This is a genomic window from Anaerococcus sp. C0059F3, from assembly GCF_056590475.1.
In genome coordinates this window covers 95,965-115,042 of record NZ_JBWPWE010000004.1, presented here as the reverse complement: position 1 = coordinate 115,042, position 19,078 = coordinate 95,965, and the positions used below count along the sequence as shown (strand labels likewise).

At 34.6% G+C, this 19,078-nt stretch carries 19 protein-coding genes; 12 read left to right on the top strand and 7 right to left on the bottom strand.

Features of this window, described 5'->3' with window-relative positions:
• The first annotated feature begins 8 nt into the window (after positions 1-8).
• The 8 genes from ftsZ (at position 9) to AC1EJ5_RS03805 (ending at position 7,989) form a co-directional block, all read left to right on the top strand.
• Entirely contained in the window at positions 9-1,103 is a 1,095-nt protein-coding gene (gene ftsZ / locus AC1EJ5_RS03840) for a cell division protein FtsZ (RefSeq protein ID WP_311480541.1), read from the top strand.
• Between the two features lies 1 nt (position 1,104).
• On the top strand, positions 1,105-1,572 hold the full coding sequence (gene nrdR / locus AC1EJ5_RS03835) for a transcriptional regulator NrdR (RefSeq protein WP_223420076.1): 468 nt from the start codon (positions 1,105-1,107) through the stop codon (positions 1,570-1,572).
• 25 nt (positions 1,573-1,597) lie between these two features.
• Positions 1,598-2,917, top strand: a complete 1,320-nt coding sequence (locus AC1EJ5_RS03830) for a replication-associated recombination protein A (RefSeq protein ID WP_479814648.1) — start codon at positions 1,598-1,600, stop codon at positions 2,915-2,917.
• The gene (gene asnS / locus AC1EJ5_RS03825; protein WP_479814646.1) at positions 2,907-4,295 is read left to right on the top strand and encodes an asparagine--tRNA ligase; all 1,389 of its coding nucleotides are present in this window, start codon (positions 2,907-2,909) and stop codon (positions 4,293-4,295) included. The genes AC1EJ5_RS03830 and asnS overlap by 11 nt, the downstream gene beginning before the upstream one ends.
• An 8-nt stretch (positions 4,296-4,303) precedes the next feature.
• Complete coding sequence (leuS, locus tag AC1EJ5_RS03820; RefSeq protein ID WP_479814644.1) at positions 4,304-6,706, top strand: leucine--tRNA ligase; 2,403 nt, start codon at positions 4,304-4,306, stop codon at positions 6,704-6,706.
• A 124-nt stretch (positions 6,707-6,830) separates the two neighbouring features.
• The gene (locus AC1EJ5_RS03815) at positions 6,831-7,460 is read left to right on the top strand and encodes a TVP38/TMEM64 family protein (protein WP_479814642.1); all 630 of its coding nucleotides are present in this window, start codon (positions 6,831-6,833) and stop codon (positions 7,458-7,460) included.
• Positions 7,461-7,468: 8 nt separating this feature from the next.
• Entirely contained in the window at positions 7,469-7,807 is a 339-nt protein-coding gene (locus tag AC1EJ5_RS03810; RefSeq protein ID WP_479814640.1) for an SdpI family protein, read from the top strand.
• Between the two features lie 8 nt (positions 7,808-7,815).
• Entirely contained in the window at positions 7,816-7,989 is a 174-nt protein-coding gene (locus AC1EJ5_RS03805) for a hypothetical protein (protein ID WP_479814638.1), read from the top strand.
• Positions 7,990-8,053: 64 nt separating this feature from the next.
• Here the strand turns inward: AC1EJ5_RS03805 and AC1EJ5_RS03800 are convergent, their stop codons facing one another.
• From AC1EJ5_RS03800 to AC1EJ5_RS03785, 4 genes are all read right to left on the bottom strand, one after another.
• Positions 8,054-8,470, bottom strand: a complete 417-nt coding sequence (locus tag AC1EJ5_RS03800) for a DUF2871 family protein (RefSeq protein WP_479814636.1) — start codon at positions 8,468-8,470, stop codon at positions 8,054-8,056.
• Entirely contained in the window at positions 8,451-9,131 is a 681-nt protein-coding gene (locus AC1EJ5_RS03795; protein WP_479814634.1) for a hypothetical protein, read from the bottom strand. Before AC1EJ5_RS03795 ends, AC1EJ5_RS03800 begins: the two co-directional genes overlap by 20 nt.
• 62 nt (positions 9,132-9,193) lie before the next feature.
• The gene (locus AC1EJ5_RS03790; protein ID WP_479814632.1) at positions 9,194-9,742 is read right to left on the bottom strand and encodes a TetR/AcrR family transcriptional regulator; all 549 of its coding nucleotides are present in this window, start codon (positions 9,740-9,742) and stop codon (positions 9,194-9,196) included.
• 49 nt (positions 9,743-9,791) lie between these two features.
• Positions 9,792-10,112, bottom strand: coding sequence for a DUF4491 family protein (locus AC1EJ5_RS03785; RefSeq protein ID WP_479814630.1), 321 nt, complete (start codon positions 10,110-10,112; stop codon positions 9,792-9,794).
• Between the two features lie 169 nt (positions 10,113-10,281).
• On the opposite strand from AC1EJ5_RS03785, the gene AC1EJ5_RS03780 reads away from it, so the two are divergent.
• Together AC1EJ5_RS03780 and AC1EJ5_RS03775 are read left to right on the top strand one after the other, a co-directional pair.
• Positions 10,282-10,686, top strand: a complete 405-nt coding sequence (locus tag AC1EJ5_RS03780) for a helix-turn-helix domain-containing protein (RefSeq protein ID WP_311486370.1) — start codon at positions 10,282-10,284, stop codon at positions 10,684-10,686.
• Between the two features lie 9 nt (positions 10,687-10,695).
• The gene (locus AC1EJ5_RS03775; protein WP_223420103.1) at positions 10,696-11,043 is read left to right on the top strand and encodes a hypothetical protein; all 348 of its coding nucleotides are present in this window, start codon (positions 10,696-10,698) and stop codon (positions 11,041-11,043) included.
• Positions 11,044-11,084: 41 nt separating this feature from the next.
• Here AC1EJ5_RS03775 and AC1EJ5_RS03770 read toward each other — a convergent pair whose 3' ends face one another.
• From AC1EJ5_RS03770 to AC1EJ5_RS03760, 3 genes are all read right to left on the bottom strand, one after another.
• Positions 11,085-12,845 carry an ABC transporter ATP-binding protein gene (locus tag AC1EJ5_RS03770; RefSeq protein ID WP_479814627.1) on the bottom strand — a complete coding sequence of 587 codons (1,761 nt, stop codon included), beginning with the start codon at positions 12,843-12,845 and terminating at the stop codon, positions 11,085-11,087.
• Positions 12,842-14,581 carry an ABC transporter ATP-binding protein gene (locus AC1EJ5_RS03765; RefSeq protein ID WP_479814722.1) on the bottom strand — a complete coding sequence of 580 codons (1,740 nt, stop codon included), beginning with the start codon at positions 14,579-14,581 and terminating at the stop codon, positions 12,842-12,844. The genes AC1EJ5_RS03770 and AC1EJ5_RS03765 overlap by 4 nt, the downstream gene beginning before the upstream one ends.
• Positions 14,582-14,748: 167 nt before the next feature.
• The gene (locus AC1EJ5_RS03760; protein WP_479814625.1) at positions 14,749-15,360 is read right to left on the bottom strand and encodes a hypothetical protein; all 612 of its coding nucleotides are present in this window, start codon (positions 15,358-15,360) and stop codon (positions 14,749-14,751) included.
• Between the two features lie 53 nt (positions 15,361-15,413).
• Between AC1EJ5_RS03760 and AC1EJ5_RS03755 the strand changes: the two genes are divergently transcribed.
• Positions 15,414-17,603 (top strand): DNA internalization-related competence protein ComEC/Rec2, encoded by a 2,190-nt coding sequence (locus AC1EJ5_RS03755; RefSeq protein ID WP_479814623.1) that lies wholly within the window; start codon positions 15,414-15,416, stop codon positions 17,601-17,603.
• Complete coding sequence (gene holA, locus AC1EJ5_RS03750; protein WP_479814621.1) at positions 17,600-18,613, top strand: DNA polymerase III subunit delta; 1,014 nt, start codon at positions 17,600-17,602, stop codon at positions 18,611-18,613. The genes AC1EJ5_RS03755 and holA overlap by 4 nt, the downstream gene beginning before the upstream one ends.
• Positions 18,614-19,078: the final 465 nt, after the last annotated feature.

The following is a 19,078-nucleotide window of genomic DNA, read 5'->3' as shown; positions in this document are numbered from 1 at the left end:
GGGATTTTATGGCAAATATTAACATTGATATGGACAACAACTCTTTAGCTAAGATTAAAGTTATAGGAGTTGGTGGTGGTGGCAACAATGCTATCAGCAGAATGAGAGACAACGGACTATCAGGAGTAGAGTTTTTAGCTCTAAATACAGACCTACAAACTCTTCAAGAATCAAACGCAGATTTAAGACTACAAATTGGTGAAAAGCTAACTAGAGGTCTTGGTGCTGGTGCAAATCCAAGTGTTGGAGAAAAAGCAGCAGAAGAATCTAAGGGCGAGATTGAAGAAGCAATCAAGGGCGCTGACATGGTATTTATCACAGCCGGTATGGGCGGTGGTACAGGTACAGGTGCAGCTCCAATCGTAGCTCAAGTTGCTAAGGAAATGGACATCCTAACTGTAGGTGTAGTTACAAAACCATTCACATTTGAAGGTAGAAAAAGAGCAACTCAAGCAGAAGCAGGTATTGAAAAACTTAAAGAAAATGTAGATACACTTATCACTATTCCAAATGATAGACTTTTACAAATTGTAGAAAAAAGAACTTCAATGGTTGAAGCTTTCCAAATGGCTGACCAAGTACTTATGGATGCTGTTAGCGGTATTTCAGAGCTAATCGCAGTTCCAAATGTAATCAACCTTGACTTTGCTGACGTTGAATCAATTATGAGTGATCAAGGTATTGCTCACATGGGAATCGGCAGGGCAAGCGGAGAAAATAGAGCTGTTGACGCTGCTAAAGCTGCAGTTAATTCTCCACTACTTGAAACAAGCATTGACGGAGCAAACGCAGTTCTTCTTAACGTAACAGCTGCAGAAGTTGGCTTAATGGAAGCAAACGAAGCTGCAGAATTAATTAGAGAATCAATTGACTCTGATGCAAACATCATCTTTGGTGTTGGCCAAGATGAATCTCTAGGAGATGAAATCAAGATTACTGTTATCGCAACAGGTTTTGACAACAGTTCTAGATCTCGTAGGGCTGATAGAAATTCTAACAGAGCTGATGAACTAAGAGCTCCACAAAGAAATTCCCAAGCAAACCAACAAAGAAAATCATCAAATCCATTTGATGATATAGATCTTCCAGACTTCTTAAAATAAGATGAGATGTCCCTATTGCAACTCAACAAATACTAGGGTAGTTGACTCAAGGTCGACAGATGACGACAGGGCCATCCGTAGGAGAAGGCTTTGCGAAGATTGTGACAAGAGATTTTCAACCTACGAAAGGTATGAAGATTCTACAGTCATGATAATAAAAAAGGATAATACTAGAGAAGCCTTTGACCCAAGAAAGGTCATATCAGGTATAGTGAAATCCTGTCAAAAACGTCCAGTATCTATGGATCAAATAGAAGAAGTAGCAAAAAATATCGAAACCAAAGTCAACCACACTGGTAAAAAGGAAGTGACCTCAACATATATAGGCGAGCTTGTCATGGATGAGCTAAAAGACCTTGATTCTGTAGCCTATGTCAGATTTGCTTCTGTATATAGGGAATTTAAGGATTTGGAGTCCTTCTATGAGGAGATTATAAATTTAAAAGATGATAAAGGTGCTAATTCTTAGCATCTTTTTTCTTTAAGGAAGAAGAATGGATTTATTTGAACTAAATAGAAAAATTGAATTAGAAAAATCTGCCCCTCTAGCTGATAGGCTTAGGCCAAAAAGCCTAGATGCCTACATAGGTCAAGACCACTTGGTAGGAGAGGGCAAAATCATAAGAAGGATGATTAAGGCGGATAGGATTTACTCTTGTATTTTTTATGGGCCGCCAGGAGTTGGAAAGACTACCCTAGCAAAGATTATCTCAAACTCAACCAACATGGCTTTTGAGGAAGTCTCAGCTGTGGCAAGTGGGATATCTGACCTTAAGGAAAAAATCCAGATAGCCAAGGATAACCTGTCCTACGAAAATAAGAAAACCATATTATTTGTAGATGAGATCCATAGGTTTAATAAGAGCCAGCAAGATTATCTCTTACCTTTTGTGGAAGATGCAACAATTATCTTAATTGGCGCAACAACAGAAAATCCTTATTTTGAGGTAAATAAGGCTTTGATTTCAAGGATGTATGTCTTTGAATTAAAAGAACTAACAGAAAAAAATCTTAGTGATTTGATTGACCTTGCCCTAAATACTGATGAGGTTTTAAAAAATAAAAACATAATCCTGAGCCAATCTGCTAGGGATAAGTTAATAAAATATTCAAATGGTGATTCTAGGGCCCTTTTAAACTCCTTGGAAATCGCCATATTTTCAGAAAATGAAAAAGATGGTAGAATAGAAATAGACTCTGAAACTATAGAGAATTCTACAACAAAAAAGATTGCTGTTTATGATAAAAACGGCGATAGGCACTACGATACTATATCGGCCTTTATCAAGTCGATGAGGGGGTCAGATATAGATGCAAGTTTGTATTATTTGGCAAAAATGCTAGTTTCTGGGGAAGATATTAAATTTATCGCAAGAAGGATGATAATTTTTGCGGCAGAGGATATATCAAACGCAGATCCTTTTGCCCTGGTTTTGGCAAATTCGACTTTTGAGGCGGTAAACAAGATAGGTATGCCTGAAGCAAGGATTATCCTTGCCCAAACGGTAACCTACTTAGCAGCAGCAATAAAGAGTAATTCAACTTATCTTGCGATTGATAAGGCCATTGACTTTGTAAGGACCAACCAGGATAAGACCGTACCAAACAAATTAAAGGATAGCCATTACGCAGGAAGTAAAAATCTGATTACAGAAGAATACTTATATCCGCACGACCACGGTGGTTATGTAGACACAAACTACTTGCCAGATGATTTCGCTGGTGAAAAATTTTACCAGGCAAAATATTTAGGCTATGAAAAAGAAATGATCGAAAGATTAGAAAAAATAAAGGAAGGCAAAAATGAAGATTAGAGAATTAATGAGAGAAGCGGGAAGCTACATTGATAAGGAAGTAAAAATCGAAGGTTGGATAAGAAACTCAAGATTTAGCAAAAACGTAGGTTTTATCGACCTAAATGATGGTTCTACTTTTAAGAACCTACAAGTTGTAGTTGGTAAAGAAATCGAAAACTACGACGAACTTGACAAGCAACACCTATCTGCATCTTTATGTGTAGAAGGAAAATTTGTAGCAACAGGTAATAACAAAAATCCTTACGAAATCCAAGCTACTAAGGTCATCGTTTTAGGTGAATCATCAGAAAAATTCCCAATTCAAAAACAAAGACAAACCTTTGAATTTATGAGAACTATCCCACATCTTAGACCAAGAACAAATACCTACAGGGCTGTTTTTAGACTTCGTTCAATCCTAGCCTTTGGTCTTCATAAGTTCTTCCAAGAAAGAGACTTTGTTTATGTAAACCCACCAATCATCACAGCTAGCGATGCTGAAGGTGCAGGCGAGATGTTTAACGTAACAACAATAGACCCTAATGATCCACCAAGAAGAGAAGATGGTAAAGTTGATTACAATAAAGACTTCTTTAGCAAAAAATCTTATATGACCGTATCTGGTCAGCTTGAAGCAGAAGACTATGCCCTTGCTTTTGGTAATGTTTATACTTTTGGTCCAACTTTTAGGGCAGAAGTGTCAAATACACCAAGGCATGCTGCAGAATTCTGGATGCTAGAGCCTGAAATGGCCTTTGCTGACTACAATGTCTGCATGGATACAGCTGAAGATATGATAAAATACGCAATTGACTATATCCTAGAAAATGCCAAAGACGAAATGGAATTTTTCAACCAATGGATTGACAAGGGCTTAATTGAAAGATTAACAAAACTTCGTGATTCTGAATTTGCAAGAATTACCTATACAAAGGCAATCGAATTACTAAAAGAATCTGGCGAAAAATTCGAATTCCCAGTTGAATGGGGCATGGACTTACAAACAGAACACGAAAGATACCTATCAGAACAAATAGTAGGCGGGCCAGTATTCGTAACAGATTATCCAAAAGACATCAAGGCCTTCTACATGAAGAGAAACGACGACGGCAAGACTGTTGCTGCTTTTGATATGCTTGTGCCAGGTGTTGGCGAATTAATCGGTGGATCTCAAAGAGAAGAAAGATACGACGAGCTTGTAAAATCCATGATTGATAATGGCTTAAAACCAGAAGAATACCAAAACTACCTTGACCTAAGAAGATTTGGTACAGTTGTTCACTCTGGATATGGTCTAGGTTTTGAAAGAGCTATGATGTATGTAACAGGCATGAAAAACATCAGAGACGTGATTGCCTACCCTAGATATGTAAACGCCTTTGCAAGGGAAAATTAGGAGGAAAGATGAGGGAATATAATCCAAATGCCATTGAGAAAAAATGGCAAAAGATATGGAAAGAAGAAAAAACTTTTAAATCCGAAATAGATCCAAATAAAAAGAAATTTTACCCACTTGTAGAATTTCCTTATCCATCAGGCCAAGGCCTTCACGTTGGCCACCCACGTCCATACACAGCTATAGACGTTGTGGCTCGTAAGAGAAGACTTGAGGGAGAAAATGTAATCTATACCATGGGTTGGGATGCCTTTGGCCTTCCAGCAGAAAACTATGCAATAGAAAACAAAATCCACCCAGCTATTATTACAGAAAAAAACATCGACCACTTTAGGGGCCAAATGGAATCTATTGGTTTCTCATTCGATTGGGATAGGGAGATAAATACAACAGATCCAGAATATTATAAGTGGACCCAATGGATATTCCTACAAATGTATAAGATGGGTCTTGCCTATAAGTCTGAAACATCAGTAAACTGGTGTCCATCTTGTCTTGTTGGCCTTGCTAACGAAGAAGTAGTTGACGGCAAGTGTGAAAGATGTGGGGCAGATGTTGAGCATAAGCTTAAAAATCAATGGATGCTAAAGATAACTGCCTATGCAGATAGGTTGATTGATGACCTTGAAGGAGTTGATTTTGAAGATAGGATAAAGACTAGCCAAATCAACTGGATTGGTAGAAGCCACGGTGCAGATGTTAATTTCAAAATCAAGGGCAAGGAAGAAAAGCTAACAGTTTACACAACCAGACCTGACACAATTTTTGGTGTATCTTACATGGTTGTATCCCCTGAACACCCAATCCTTGAAAAATATAAAGATGAAATTAAAAACTACGATGCAATTGTAGAATATCAACACCAAGCAAGTCTTAAATCTGATTTTGAAAGATCAGAATTAAATAAGGATAAGACAGGTGTTATGATTGATGGTTTATCTGCAATTAATCCACTAAATGAAAAAGAAATTCCAATTTGGGTTTCTGACTATGTTTTAATGGGTTATGGTACAGGTGCTATCATGGCAGTTCCTGCCCACGATGAACGTGACTTTGAATTTGCTAAGAAATTTGATATGCCAATTGTCCGTGTCTATGACTCAGAAGAAGACCTTCCTGTAACAGACATCGAAAAAGGTATTTCAATCAATTCTGATTTCCTAAATGGACTTACTGCAAGCGAGGCTAAGAAAAAAGCTATTGAATATATAGAAGAAAAAGGCCTTGGCAAGGCTAAGACAAACTTCAAACTTCGTGACTGGGTATTTTCTAGACAAAGATATTGGGGCGAGCCAATTCCAATGGTTTATTGTGATGACTGCGGTTGGGTGCCAGTAGATGAAAAAGACCTACCAGTAAAATTACCTGAAATTGAGTCTTACACACCAACAGCCACAGGTGAATCCCCACTTGCAAAGATTGACGAATTTGTAAACACAACCTGTCCTCACTGCGGCAAGCCAGCCAAAAGAGAGACAGATACCATGCCACAATGGGCAGGATCTTCTTGGTACTACCTAAGATATGTAGATCCACATAACAAGGAAGCTCTTGCAAGCAAGGAAGCAATTGATTATTACACACCTGTTGATTGGTACAACGGAGGAATGGAACATACTACTCTCCACTTACTTTATTCAAGATTTTGGCATAAGGTCCTATACGACATTGGAGTTGTTCCTACCAAAGAGCCTTACATGAAGAGGACAAGCCACGGCATGATCCTAGGTCCTGATGGACAAAAGATGAGTAAATCACGTGGAAATGTAATTAATCCAGATGATATCATCAGAGATTTTGGTGCAGATACACTTAGGACTTATGAAATGTTCATGGGAGACTTCTCGTCAGTTGCAAAATGGTCAGATGAGGGAGTCAAGGGCTGTAGGAAATATCTTGAAAGAGTTTATAACCTTCTAGACCTAGTGGAAGATGGAGATGATTATTCTAAAGAATTAGAAATCCTAACCAACCAAACAATTAAAAAGGTAAGCGAAGATTATGAAAACCTCAAGTTTAATACAGCTATAGCTCAATTAATGACTTTATCAAATGAGATGAGATCACTTGGAAAAATTACTAAAAAAGATTTCAAGACCTACATTACTTTATTAAATCCAGTTGCTCCTCACCTTACAGAAGAGCTTTGGGAAATGGCAGGCTTTGAAGGAAGGTTAACAGATACTACTTGGCCTACTTATGATGAAAACAAGCTAAGTCTTGATACAGTAGACCTACCAGTTCAAGTTAATGGCAAGATGCGTGGCAAGATTACAATTTCAAAAACAGCTACCCAAATAGAAGCCCTAGCCCTTGCTAACCTAGATAAAAACGTAAATACCTATATCAAAGATAAAGAACTTAGAAAGGTAATCTACGTTCCAGGAAAGATATTAAATATAGTTGTATAAAAAATAAAATCCATTGACCGAGTCTGGTCTTTGGATTTTTCTTTGTAAAATTTCTATCTTTACCAAATCTTCACAAAAGTATGGTATCATAATGTAGTAATTGACAGATGGGAAAGATAGGTGTATGATAGCACTACATACATCATACAGCGGAGTAAATATGGAAAAGTTTGTAAAAGATCAAATTTTTAATATAATAGGGGCAATCCTCTTAATCTTGGGTATTATCCTGGGTTTTGTAGGCTTCCACAAGGGATACTTTAATTCTCTTGATACTTTTAGGGAGTTAATTTTGGCCAAGGGAGCTTGGGCACCTATTGTTTTTATGGGCCTACAAATAGTTCAAATAATCGTGCCGGTAATACCAGGTGGTCTTACCTGTGTTGCAGGAGTGGTGATTTTCGGAGCCTTTTGGGGATTTATTTATAACTACATATCAATATGCCTAGGATCTATACTTGTATTTTTCATTTCAAGAACCTTTGGTAGGTCTATTGTAATAAGAATATTTGGTGAAGAACTTTATGATAAGTATAAGGGAAAACTAAATGAAGATAGGTACGACAAGTTTTTTGCTCTTGCGATTTTCTTGCCAGTTGCACCAGATGATTTTTTATGCTACCTAACAGGTCTTACTGAAATGTCTGTAAGGAAATTTGTTGCAATCATTCTTCTTTGCAAACCCCTTAGCATTTTTGCTTATTCTATGGCCTGGGCCCTTGGTTTTGACTTTTTAATTAAAAAATATTTGTAGGAGAAATAATGAAATTTGAAGATTTTTTAATATTTTTATTCCCAGCCTACTTTGTAATAGTTGGCTTCATTTCAAATATGATAAAGGATAAGCCCATTGATAAAAAATACGGCTATAGGACAGAACTTTCAATGAAGTCCAAGCAAAACTGGTATTTTGCAAATTCTTTTATGGCGAAAGGTTCCTTTGCCCTTGCCTTTATCTTTATGGTTTTGGGTTTAGTCTTGAATAATTTTGCCGATATGACAAGGTATAGGAGGATTTTATTTATTATAATAGAATTTATGTCCTATATAATTTTAGGAATTACACTTGAAAATAGGCTTAAGACAGCCCACAAAAAATAGGAGGAGATATGTTAAGATTACTTGTTTATTTTTTACTTGCCTTGGGGATTATACTATTAATTTTTGGAACTATTCGCAAGTATAAGGAAAGTCGAGATAAGTTAGATTTATTTGAGATAATCGGTCTTATTCTTATGCTACCCCTTCCTATAGTAATGATACTTGATAGATTTATCCACTAAAAAGCTCTCTAACTTGGAAATTCCAAGCTGGAGAGCTTTTTAAGAGAGTAATATACTTAACTTTTTAAGGCTTTTCTATATAAGTTTTTAGATAAGCGTATAAAAAGTAAAAGGCAAATGAAATTCCTATGTGGCCTATGCCAGCAATTCCTGATATGGCTGCGCTTATGGCATTATTATCTAAGCCATAGATTTGATAAAAACCTCTTGCAATTAGGGTTCCTATGACTAATATCAAAGAAAAGTTATAGGTATTGAAAAATCTTTTTTCTTTTTTGTCTTCTTTTAGATCAAAACTTTTAGCAAATAAGCTTAGGATTATAAATAAAACAAAGCCTAATACTAGGGTATGGGTGTGGGCAAGTCCTAAATTTGTAGGGCCTCTAAAGCCAATAATCCTTGTATATTCCCTGTAAAAAGCTCCTATAAATAAGCCAAAAAGGGCGTAGATGAATGATGTCTTAAAGTATTTTTTTGTCATTTTTTTCTCCTTTCATAGCCTTATATCCAATTAAAACTGTCCAGATATAGGCGCAAGTTTTTGGCACCATGAGAGCGCCTATGGCTGGTAAGACCTGTTCAAAAAGCACAACTGGTAAATAAAAACCAAAGCTTAAAACAATGGTTAGCCAAAGATTTTTAAAGGCAGTGTCTTTTCTTTCCCTTGATTTTTGGTAGAATATTATAATTATAATTAGACCCATTATTGTAAAGGGAATGTTCCTATAAATGCCCCAGATAAGTGGGGATGGGCTGGTTAAAAATTTATTTTCTGGACAGAGAACTAGTAAAATCCTCAAGACTGCTAGGGCCCAGATAGTGAAAGTAAGTCCTTTTTTATTTTTAATCTTATAACGCTCTCTCCAAACGTAGTAGAGGATGAGGTAGAAAATCGTCATAGTTATGGAAGTGATTAGTTTGCCAAGGCCAAGTGATCTTGTGAAAGATTCAAGACCTGTGGTATTTAGGGCTATGGCACGAGGTATTAGATGAAAGGCATCACCAAAGCCTAAAACCAGGGCCATTAGACCGAATAAATAGTATACTCTATCAAATTTTCCTTCTTTGAGCATTTTTGTGCCGAGAAATATTACTGTTCCTAGGTAAAAAATATCAAAAATTGTTTCAAATAATGCTTGCATATAAACTCCTTACTGAACATTGTTCATTTTATTGCCTTATAAATCCCGCTTCAAATAGCGGGTTAATATAAGGTCTTTTTTACAATTTTTAATAGCAAGTCTTTGTTATAATTTTTATCAACTATAAAACAAAGGCTAGTTGACAGGATAAATTCAACCAAATCATCCTTAGTAAAGTCATCGTCAAAAGCATCTTTTTTGATATTGGGATCCTTATCCAGGATATAAATCAAATTTTCCCTGAGTTTTTCGATGTAGGTTGCCATTGAGTCCTTGGCCTTGCCGATGCTCTGTGATTTAAAACTTAGGGAGTGGATGGTAAAAAAGTTTGGATACTTTTCTATGCCAAGACTTAGGTGGGTAAAAATATCCGACAGGTATTTCAAAAAGTCATCGGCTCCCTGGTCGTGCTCTTCTATTCGGAATATATCTTCCCAAACACTTTCTATAGTTGAAATCATAAGGTCATCCTTGGATGAAAAGTAGTTATAGATTGTACCTACTGCAAGGTCACATTTTTTTGCTAACTTCCTTATGCTTAGGGCATCTAAGCCTTCGCTTGCAACCAAATCTCTAGACTCTTTAAGGATTTTTTCTTTGGATATAATCATATATGACTCCTAGATGAACATCGTTCATTATCATTATAAGGTGAAATTTTTACTTGTCAAGATTTTTTTTATTTCTTAATTCATCATAGTGGGTTTTTCTTTTAGGATTTTCCTTAAACCAACCCTTAAGAACTCTTTGTTCTTGCTCAATAACTTCACCAATTGACCAAAAACAGCAACAGGCAATTACACCAGCAAAGATGCTAGGGATAAGAGATTTGATGTAAAGGGAAAGGGCAACAAAAATTATACCAAATAAAATAAAAAATTTGTTAACCTTCCTCCCAAAATAATATTCGCCCTTGATCACGAGGGGATGAAAAATTCCTATTAAAAAAAATGTCACGACGCCAATAATAATTCCTTCCATAATTCCTCCTTTAATAATTATCATATATATTGAAAAATTGGTCAAATATTTAAGAAAACCCTTAAAATTAAAGAATGTAAAAGGGTTTTTACATAAAAAAACTTGAGTGTAAAGTGATATAGATAGACTAAATAAATAAAATTTTTTAATATAGACTTAGGAGGTAAGAATGAAAATCGGAGATAAATTAAAAAATGCCAGGTTAAAAAAATCCATGACCCAAGAAGAAGTTGCAGAAAAACTTTTTGTCTCCAGGCAGTCAATTTCAAATTGGGAAAATAACAAAACATATCCTGACATTGGAAATGTAATCGCTCTTTCTGACTTATACCAAATAAGTCTTGATGAGCTCTTAAAAGGGAGTGATAATTTTATGAAACACTTAGAAGAATCAACAAACATTGTAGAATCAAACAAAAAACTCATTTTTATTATAGTAATTGCTTTAATAGCAATGATTATAATGGCACTTTTTACAGAATTTTTGCCAGAAAAAGTATTTTTAATTTCAATATTTAGCCTTGCAGTAATAGTAACAGGCTTAGTTTATAGTGAGATTATTAAAAGATTTTAGGAGAAAGATATGGATATAAAATTAATAATAATGATAATTAGTGGGGCAGTCTTTGTGGTTGGTGGTTTTATCCTCCAATATAATATCTATCAAATGACCCAAATAGATGCAAAAGCGAGGGGGCTTAAACACCCTAGATTATTGGGGGTCTTAAATATTTCAGGCAATAATGGCAATGCTTTTTTGCTAGCATATTTAATTGGTAGGAAAAAATACCCAATACAAAATATTTCTAGTAAGGATTTGGCAGATCTAGAATCCTATAAGAAAAAATCTCTCCTTGCCTTATCAATGAACCTTATAGCATCTTTAGTTTTTGTAATAGCTTTTATATACTATAAGGGGATGACATTATAAAGACTTAAAAAGCTTAGGCAATTTCTCGCCTAAGCTTTTTTCTATACATATAATTCTGCTTGCGTTGTGAACATCTCTTTATAGAGGCCGTCCTCTTTTATTAATTGTTCATGGGTCCCGTTTTCTGTGATTTTTCCAGCATCACAGACAATTATTCTATCTGCATATTTGGTAGACGATAGTCTGTGGGAGATGAAAAGCGAAGTTTGCCCTTTAGAAATTTTTAGCATATTTTCAAAGATTTCCTGTTCACTTCTTGGGTCTAGGGCGCTGGTTGGCTCATCCATGATAAAAAACTTTCCTTCATGGAAGATTGAACGGGCCAGGGCGATTTTTTGACCGATGCCACCTGATGGCTCGACAGATTTATCTGAGAAAAGATAGGTAAGGAAGGTATCTTCCTTTTCTACTTGTTTTCCTATCCAATCCGATAAATTCAAGATGTCAAAGGCCCTATCCATATCCCTGTATTCATCATCGCTGATATCTTCCTTTAGTTTACTAGTAATATTTTCACTAATCCTAAAAGGAAAGAGCCTAAAGTCTTGGAAGGTAGGGGATAAGATTTCATAATATTTTTTTGTTGAAATCTCAGATATATCTATATCGTTTAGGTAGATATGGCCCTCAGTGGGTTCGTAAAATTTACACAAGAGTTTTACTATTGTTGATTTGCCAGCTCCGTTTTTGCCTACAAGTGCAAGGGTTTCTCCATTTTTTATTTCAAAGGAACAATCTTTTAGGACATAATCTTCACTTGCTGGATACTTAAAGGATACATTTTCAAATCTTATCCTAATCTCATTTGTATCAATATCTGTAATTTCTCCCTTATCAAGCAGGCCTTCTTCCATTTCAAGGAAATTGAAAAATACATCAAGTTGGGAATTTACAGAAATAACCTTAGCGTAGTTTTGCTGGATGAGATTAGTTGCGTTTATAACCTGGATTAGGGAGTTGAAGTACATGGTGAAGTTTGCAAGGCTAATTGTCTTATCGATTAATTTATAGGTTAGGTAAATTAATGTGAGAATTATTGATCCATTTGCACTTACATTCATAATCCCAGTGTAGATTCCGTTTTTGTTGAAGTAGTCGGTTGATGATTTAATCATCTCATTTTGGTAGTAATCAGCTTTTTCAAGAACTAATTCTTGACCATCATAGATTTCAATGTCTTTAAAATATCTTAGATCTGATGCAAAATTAGCAAAAAACCTGTATGACCTTAGGTCAGAGATGTTATTTTCTTGGTATTTTAGTTCGTTTTCTTTAATTAGTGTCACAATTTTCTTGTTTATCAAAACTAACAAAACCAACAAGATAATGATAGCAGGATTTAGCTTTACAAGTATTCCTAAAGATAAGATTCCTGTTATCACTGCCGATATTACTAAGACAATTATGTCATAAAGGGTGTACATTTCCCAAACGGCATAGTGGGCCTGCTCCATCATGTCCTGGATTTCTTTGGAGTCGGATTTTTCTATGGGTAGTCTTAGGGATTTTTTTGCTATCTTAAAGGTGAGTTTGTCTGACATATCTTCAAAGGTGAGAGTCAGATAATTGTTTAGCCATCTATAGGTTACTTCTTTGATAAAACCTAGGACTATAACCAAGAGGCCAATGCCTAGACAAAATGAAATTCTTTTTTGTCCCATAAGCTCATCTATAATTAGCTTTGGAGCGAAGATATTTATAAGAGGCAAGAACCCAAGGACTAGGTTTGTTATAATGACTTTGAGGGTAAAACCTGGGCGGTAGGTGTCTATTAATTTAAAAAGTTTTCTTATATTTTTCATAGGACCTCCTTGTAATTGTCTGCTTGGAGATTATAGAGGTCTTTATAATCCTCACAAGTATTCATCAGCTCATCATGAGTCCCATTTGCGAGAATCTTACCGTCTTTAAGATAAATTATCCTGTCACAAAACTTAGTCGATGCCAGTCTGTGGGAGATAAAAATCGAAGACTTATCTTTGGTGAGATTATCGTAGAGCATATAAAGCTCTCTTTCGTTAAGGGCATCAAGTTGAGCTGTCGGCTCATCTAGAATAAGAAGCTTAGCCTTAGATTTTGCAATAGCTCTGGCTAAAAATAGTCTTTGCTTTTGACCACCAGATAAATCAACCCCGTCATTATCCAGAATCCTTAGAAGAGTCTGGTCATCTTTTTTATCATATTTTTTTATGATTTCATCTAGGTGGGTCATCTTGTAAATATCGTCTATATCTCTATTCTCAGTTGACATTAGGATATTTTCCTTAAAGGAAAATGGCAAGAGATTTGAATCTTGAAAGACAGCTGAAATTAGCTTTTTATAGTCTATGTGTGAATCTTTTATATCTTCTCCATTTATTAGAATCTTGCCTTGTGTTGGCTCATAAAGACCTGCGAGAAGTAGGGCGAGTGTTGATTTACCTGCTCCATTTTCCCCTACAAGAGCAATACTTTCGGAGTCTTTTATCCTTAAATTTATGTCTTTTAAAACATAGTCATCTGTACCTGGATATTTAAAAGAAACATAGTCAAGGACAATTTCTACTTGTTCTGGATAAATTTCTTGTTTTTGGTCCTTATAGACATCTGTAATCTTAAAAAATGGCTTAAACATAGTGAAGTTTCTCCTGATATCAGAAAAAACCCACATGGTCTGGTGGTTAAAGGCAATAAATGCGAAAATCGCTGTAAAATAGACATAGAAAGATGCTATAGAAATTCCACCTACAATAAGGCCTGTCATTAGCCAATAAATAATAAGACCGTCTCTGATTAGGTTAAAAATATTTGCCAAGGTAAAAATTATTAGAGTCTTTGTGTTAACTTTTCCGAGGCGATTTATCCTATCTTTATTTGTTTTGCCATAATAAGATTTAAATATCCTTATGGTATCGAAAATCAAAATATCTTGCTTAGATAGGGGAGATTTCATTTCGTTATTAAGCTTTGCAAACTTATCCCAATTTGGACTCACTTCGTCCCAGTATCTGTTATAAGATTTTGGGACTTGGTTTAAAAGTGCCCAAGAAAGGCCAGTTAGGATTAGTGTTGTGATTAAGACCCAAAGATCCATTGTAGTAAAAATCCACAAAAATCCACCGATAGAAATCATCATGGAAAAGACATTTGGTAGATCCATCATAATGCCACCAGCTCCGAGCCAAGGCGATTCTACAGCCTTCATGGCATCACTTATTTTTTCGGATTCTTTCTTTTCTTTTTTAAGAGCGTAGGGTAGGTAGAGCGAATACTCTGTGATCATATTCATTAGCTTATAGCGGACGTGGTTCATCCTCATCCTGTAATTGCCCATAACAAAGGCATCAAAAAAGCTAATTAATGAAGAAATAAAAAATAAGCCTATGAAAAACATGGGAAAAACTTCAGGATTTCCTTGGTAGTTTTCTAGTATATAGGCAGGCGAAATAATCCATAAGAAGGGTTTGATCCCTACAAATAGACCGTAAAGTGCGATTAGTAAAAACATAATTGGCTCCAAATGAGCCATCTTTTTAATCAAAAATTTAAATTCTTTCATAGTGCCGAAAATTCGGCATCCTCCTTGGTTTTTCATATGTAAGTCAAGGAGCTATCCTTACTTACTAGTTACGGGTTTTCTTTCCTTTTCTTAATTTTGTCATTTTTCTTTTCTCCTTTCTTTAAACTTCTAATAATTTACCACGGTAGAATATTTATGTCAAATATTTATCTACCAGTAGCAAAGGAAATGATAGTATTTTTTCCTTCTTTTCTGATGTCTAAAACCTTAAATCTCCTGATTTTATAAGTATTATCAAAATTGATATAAGAATTAATCACAGTGCCAAGACCTGCCACTTCTGTAATTCCTGCTTTTGTTGTGATAGGTAGGTTAGAATCGATGGCGTAATTTATCATCTCATCGAAAAGCTCAGCATCTATATCAGATGTGCAATCTAATAGGGTAATATAAGCCTTATCTTCGCTTAGAAATAAGTTTGTTTTAACATTACCATAAAATCCTTCTAGGAAAATTTGAAAGAGAATGTAGGCTGTATTGTAGGATAGGTTTCTGTATCTTAAAGCCTTATCAACAATTAATTCGATTGTTTCTTCTGTGTATTTGCCTTTTACAGAAATAAGGTCTTTGCCTTTATTTTCCTTGACTTCGACAACCTCAAGACCTCCTGCAGTCTTGTAATCGTTTATCAAAAAATCATCACTAGGCATAAAGATAGTTTTTTCTACAAGAAGCTGGCTAATATTATTTTTAAATCTCTTATCTTTCACTTCTGCGGTGAAATTTAAAATTTCTGGATATTTTTCGTAAATTTTCATGATTTTCTCCTCTAATCTATTATATCATATGATATAATGAAATAGAGGTTTTTATGAAAAAAAGAATCATCCCTTTTCTTTTGGGCTTAATCCTTGGAATTCTGGGCTTTATTAATTTTGAAAATGTGAATATCCTTTTTTGGGGACTTATTTTTGGAACCCTTTTTTTATTTTTTTATAGGAAAAGCAAAGAATATGCCATATTTTTTCTTGCAATCCTTGTAGGCTTTTCTCTGGCTAGTCTTAAATTTTATAGGATTAATCCAAAGGAAAGTAAGAATGTAAATATAAATTTTACTATAATTGATAAAAAGATGAGCAAAAACTCATTAAGATATACGATTAAAATTGATGAAAATGGGAAAAAAGCCTTCATGTTTGATGAAAATGACTTTGATATTGGTGATCAAATCTCATGTGCTGGAGACCTTAAGCTTGTAAGGAGAAATACCAATCCAAATCTCTTTTCTTATAGGTATTATGCTATATCAAAGGGAATTGGTCTTGAATTTAAGCCTAGAAACTTAAATCAAGAAGTGACAAGGACTAGGTCTTCGAATATTTTCCTAAGTCTAAGAAGATCTTTTACAGCTTATGTAAATAGGATTTTTAGGAGAAATTTATCCAAAGATTCTGCTGACTTTGTTATTTCGGTAATTTTGGCGGACAATCTTTTTGAAAAGGGAGATATAAATAAGCTTGGTCTTGCTCATATCCTTGCTATTTCAGGCTTTCACTTAAATCTCTTGATGAATTTTATGGTTTTAATCTTATCCAAAATTGGTCTTTCCTATAAGAAATCCATGACACTTTCACTAATATTAGCTAGTCTTTATGGCTATATAATTGGTTTTGCCTATTCAATCCTTAGGGTAATAATAGTTAGTACAATTGTTTTTCTTGGGTTTTTGCTAAGGCGTGGAGTCGATAGGGTTAAGGCCTTGATGGTTGCAGCAATTTTGATTTTATTTATAAATCCTTTTGCCATCTTAAACACTGGTTTTATCCTTACCTTTGTGACCATGCTTGCAATTTATAAGATTTATCCAAGACTCAATGCTTATTTTAAGGAAGGTTTTATAAGGAAAAACCTTGCCTTTACAACTAGTATCCAAGTTGCAGCCCTGCCTTTTACTGCCTACTACTTTAGGTATTTTAATTTTCTTAGTATCATTGCGAACTTCCTGGTAGTGCCTGTTTTTGAACTTGCCATGTATATTATTTTTAGCCTGATATTTTTATATCCGATTTTTAAAGGCTTTCTAAAACCAGGATTTATGGTCCTTGATATAACCATTAGGTCAATATTTAATATGACAGAAATACTCGCAAAAATTAAGTTTCTTTCTTTTAATTTTATAGCTGAAAGTATCTTTATAAGCCTTTATCTTTTTGCCCTTATCTTTGTACTAACAAATATAAAAAATAAAAAAGGTTTAGGTAAATTTTTTAAGGTTTCTTTTGTCATTGTTATTTTATCAATGGCTGTTAGAAGTCTCGGTAGACCAATAGAATATCAAATGATAGACATTGGCCAAGGAGACGCATTTTTGCTTAATGATAGGGGCAAATATTATATGATAGATGTGGGTGGACCAAAGTACAAGGACTATGATTCGGGAGAAAGAATCCTTGTGCCTTACTTAAAAAGTCTTGGAATCAAGGAAATTGAGGCCGTATTTATAAGTCATGAAGACTCTGATCACGCTGGCAATCTTGATATATTAAGGAAAAATATAAGAATTAAGGAAATTGTAACTGATAATAAGGTTTCAAAGGAATTTATAGAGAAATACCAGCCAAGTTTTATGGGAATAGGTGATGAGTTTAAGTTAAAATCTGGTAAAATTACCTGTATCTATGATGGGGCAGAAGGAGACCTTGATAAAAATGACCAGTCCCTAGGGCTTTTACTTGAGATTAGGGGCAATAAAATTTTGACTATGGGGGATTTATCATCGCCTTATGAAGATAAACTTAAAGTCGAGGCTGATATATTAAAATTATCCCACCATGGTTCATCTTCATCTAGCTCCAAGGAATTTATCGAAGAAGTCAATCCAAGGATGGTTTTGATTTCAGCAGGAAGGGATAATACTTACGGCCATCCAAATAAAAAAGTTCTAGAAAATGTTGGCGATATTAAAAAATATAACACCCAAACTGATGGTCTTGTAAAAATCAACTTTTATAAGGACAGGGTCAAGGTAGAAAAATATTTGAAGGGAGGATTTTTTAGGTGAAATATATTGATTTTTTTAAAAACTTTTCGGGCTTAAAAACATCTGGCATATATTTATTTGATTCCAAAGAGGAATATTTAAATACAACTATAATCGAAGAAGCGGAAAGACTTATAAATATAAAAGATTTTAATCTTATAAAAATAAAGGGAGAGACCGATTTCGATACAATAAAAAATACCTACGAAACTTATCCAGTCATGGAAGATAGGAAGATTATTATTTGGCAAAATATTGATTTATCTAAGGATGGGGTCAAAAATTATAAGGAAATTTTAGATAAGCTAGGGGAAGATGTTAAGGACTTTCCTCCTTATGCAAGTTTTTTGATTTTTTCAGACACCAAACCATTTAAGGGGAAATTTTATAAAGAGATTGCTAAAAACGGGACGATTGTCGAGATTGATAGACTTAATAATAATGAACTAAGGTCTTTTATCGGCAGAAGATTTATAAAAAATAATAAAAAGATTTCAAATAAGTATATAGACGAGATTATCAATAGGTTTTCTTATTTGTCTTATAATAGCGAAATTGATTTATTTGAGATTGTAAATTCGGTTGATAAGATAATTTCAAATTCAAATGACGAAATAATAAAAAAAGAAGATATAGATGACCAGCTAGACCAGGTTTTAAATTTAAACATCTTTAATCTTACAGATGCTATTGCCAGCAAAAATATAAAAGAAGCCTTAAAAACCCTTCTTTTAATGGAAAAATCTGGAGAAGACCTATTTATGATTTACCATATGTTAATAAGACAGTTTAGGATTTTGACAGCTGTAAAAAGTTTGACTGAGGCAAATTATAATGATTCTTTTATAATGAAGGCCGCCCAAATTGGGTCTTTTGAATTAAGAAAAGCCAAGGCAAATATAAGAAATTATTCATTAGACGAATTGATAGATATAAATGAAAGACTAATGGATATGGAAATAAGATCAAAGTCCGAAGCCTTTGAGATGAAGGATGAATTGATGAAATTAATCGCTTTTGTGGGGATTTAAAAAGAGTGGAGTAACCACTCTTTTTTGATACTTATATTTAATTAATTCCTCGACATCGCTCGGGATAAATTCATCGCACTGGACTATTTTCCCTGCATAAAGATTTTCTATTATTTTCCTGCGTGCTTCGCACTTGTAAAATAATGAAAAACGAGCAGATATTGCTTGCAAAACACGTGTAATTTGCGACTACGAAAAAAGAACGCTCCTGTTCGTCGCGTCCTTTTTTCTCCGCTGCATAAGGTTTTTCTATTATTTTCCTGCGTGCTTCGCACTTGTAAAATAATGAAAAACGCACAAATTATGCTTGCAAAATTTGTGCTACTTTTAGCGACTCGGCAAATTCAACACTCCTATTCGTCGTGTTGAATTTTCCTCCCTGCATAATGTTTTTCATCAATTTCTCTTCGCAACTTCGTTGCTCAATAAATTGTGAAAACCGTAAAAAATTTTGCTTACAAAATT

Bases quoted from the DNA above. Each gene is read 5' to 3' on its own strand.
- AC1EJ5_RS03755 (WP_479814623.1), top strand. From the start codon at position 15,414: ATGAAAAAAAGAATCATCCCTTTTCTTTTGGGCTTAATCCTTGGAATT.
- asnS (WP_479814646.1), top strand. From the start codon at position 2,907: ATGAAGATTAGAGAATTAATGAGAGAAGCGGGAAGCTACATTGATAAG.
- leuS (WP_479814644.1), top strand. From the start codon at position 4,304: ATGAGGGAATATAATCCAAATGCCATTGAGAAAAAATGGCAAAAGATA.
- ftsZ (WP_311480541.1), top strand. From the start codon at position 9: ATGGCAAATATTAACATTGATATGGACAACAACTCTTTAGCTAAGATT.
- AC1EJ5_RS03765 (WP_479814722.1), bottom strand. From the start codon at position 14,581: ATGAAAGAATTTAAATTTTTGATTAAAAAGATGGCTCATTTGGAGCCA.
- AC1EJ5_RS03760 (WP_479814625.1), bottom strand. From the start codon at position 15,360: ATGAAAATTTACGAAAAATATCCAGAAATTTTAAATTTCACCGCAGAA.
- AC1EJ5_RS03815 (WP_479814642.1), top strand. From the start codon at position 6,831: ATGATAGCACTACATACATCATACAGCGGAGTAAATATGGAAAAGTTT.
- AC1EJ5_RS03805 (WP_479814638.1), top strand. From the start codon at position 7,816: ATGTTAAGATTACTTGTTTATTTTTTACTTGCCTTGGGGATTATACTA.
- AC1EJ5_RS03785 (WP_479814630.1), bottom strand. From the start codon at position 10,112: ATGGAAGGAATTATTATTGGCGTCGTGACATTTTTTTTAATAGGAATT.
- AC1EJ5_RS03830 (WP_479814648.1), top strand. From the start codon at position 1,598: ATGGATTTATTTGAACTAAATAGAAAAATTGAATTAGAAAAATCTGCC.
- nrdR (WP_223420076.1), top strand. From the start codon at position 1,105: ATGAGATGTCCCTATTGCAACTCAACAAATACTAGGGTAGTTGACTCA.
- AC1EJ5_RS03800 (WP_479814636.1), bottom strand. From the start codon at position 8,470: ATGACAAAAAAATACTTTAAGACATCATTCATCTACGCCCTTTTTGGC.
- AC1EJ5_RS03790 (WP_479814632.1), bottom strand. From the start codon at position 9,742: ATGATTATATCCAAAGAAAAAATCCTTAAAGAGTCTAGAGATTTGGTT.
- AC1EJ5_RS03795 (WP_479814634.1), bottom strand. From the start codon at position 9,131: ATGCAAGCATTATTTGAAACAATTTTTGATATTTTTTACCTAGGAACA.
- AC1EJ5_RS03775 (WP_223420103.1), top strand. From the start codon at position 10,696: ATGGATATAAAATTAATAATAATGATAATTAGTGGGGCAGTCTTTGTG.
- AC1EJ5_RS03780 (WP_311486370.1), top strand. From the start codon at position 10,282: ATGAAAATCGGAGATAAATTAAAAAATGCCAGGTTAAAAAAATCCATG.
- AC1EJ5_RS03810 (WP_479814640.1), top strand. From the start codon at position 7,469: ATGAAATTTGAAGATTTTTTAATATTTTTATTCCCAGCCTACTTTGTA.
- AC1EJ5_RS03770 (WP_479814627.1), bottom strand. From the start codon at position 12,845: ATGAAAAATATAAGAAAACTTTTTAAATTAATAGACACCTACCGCCCA.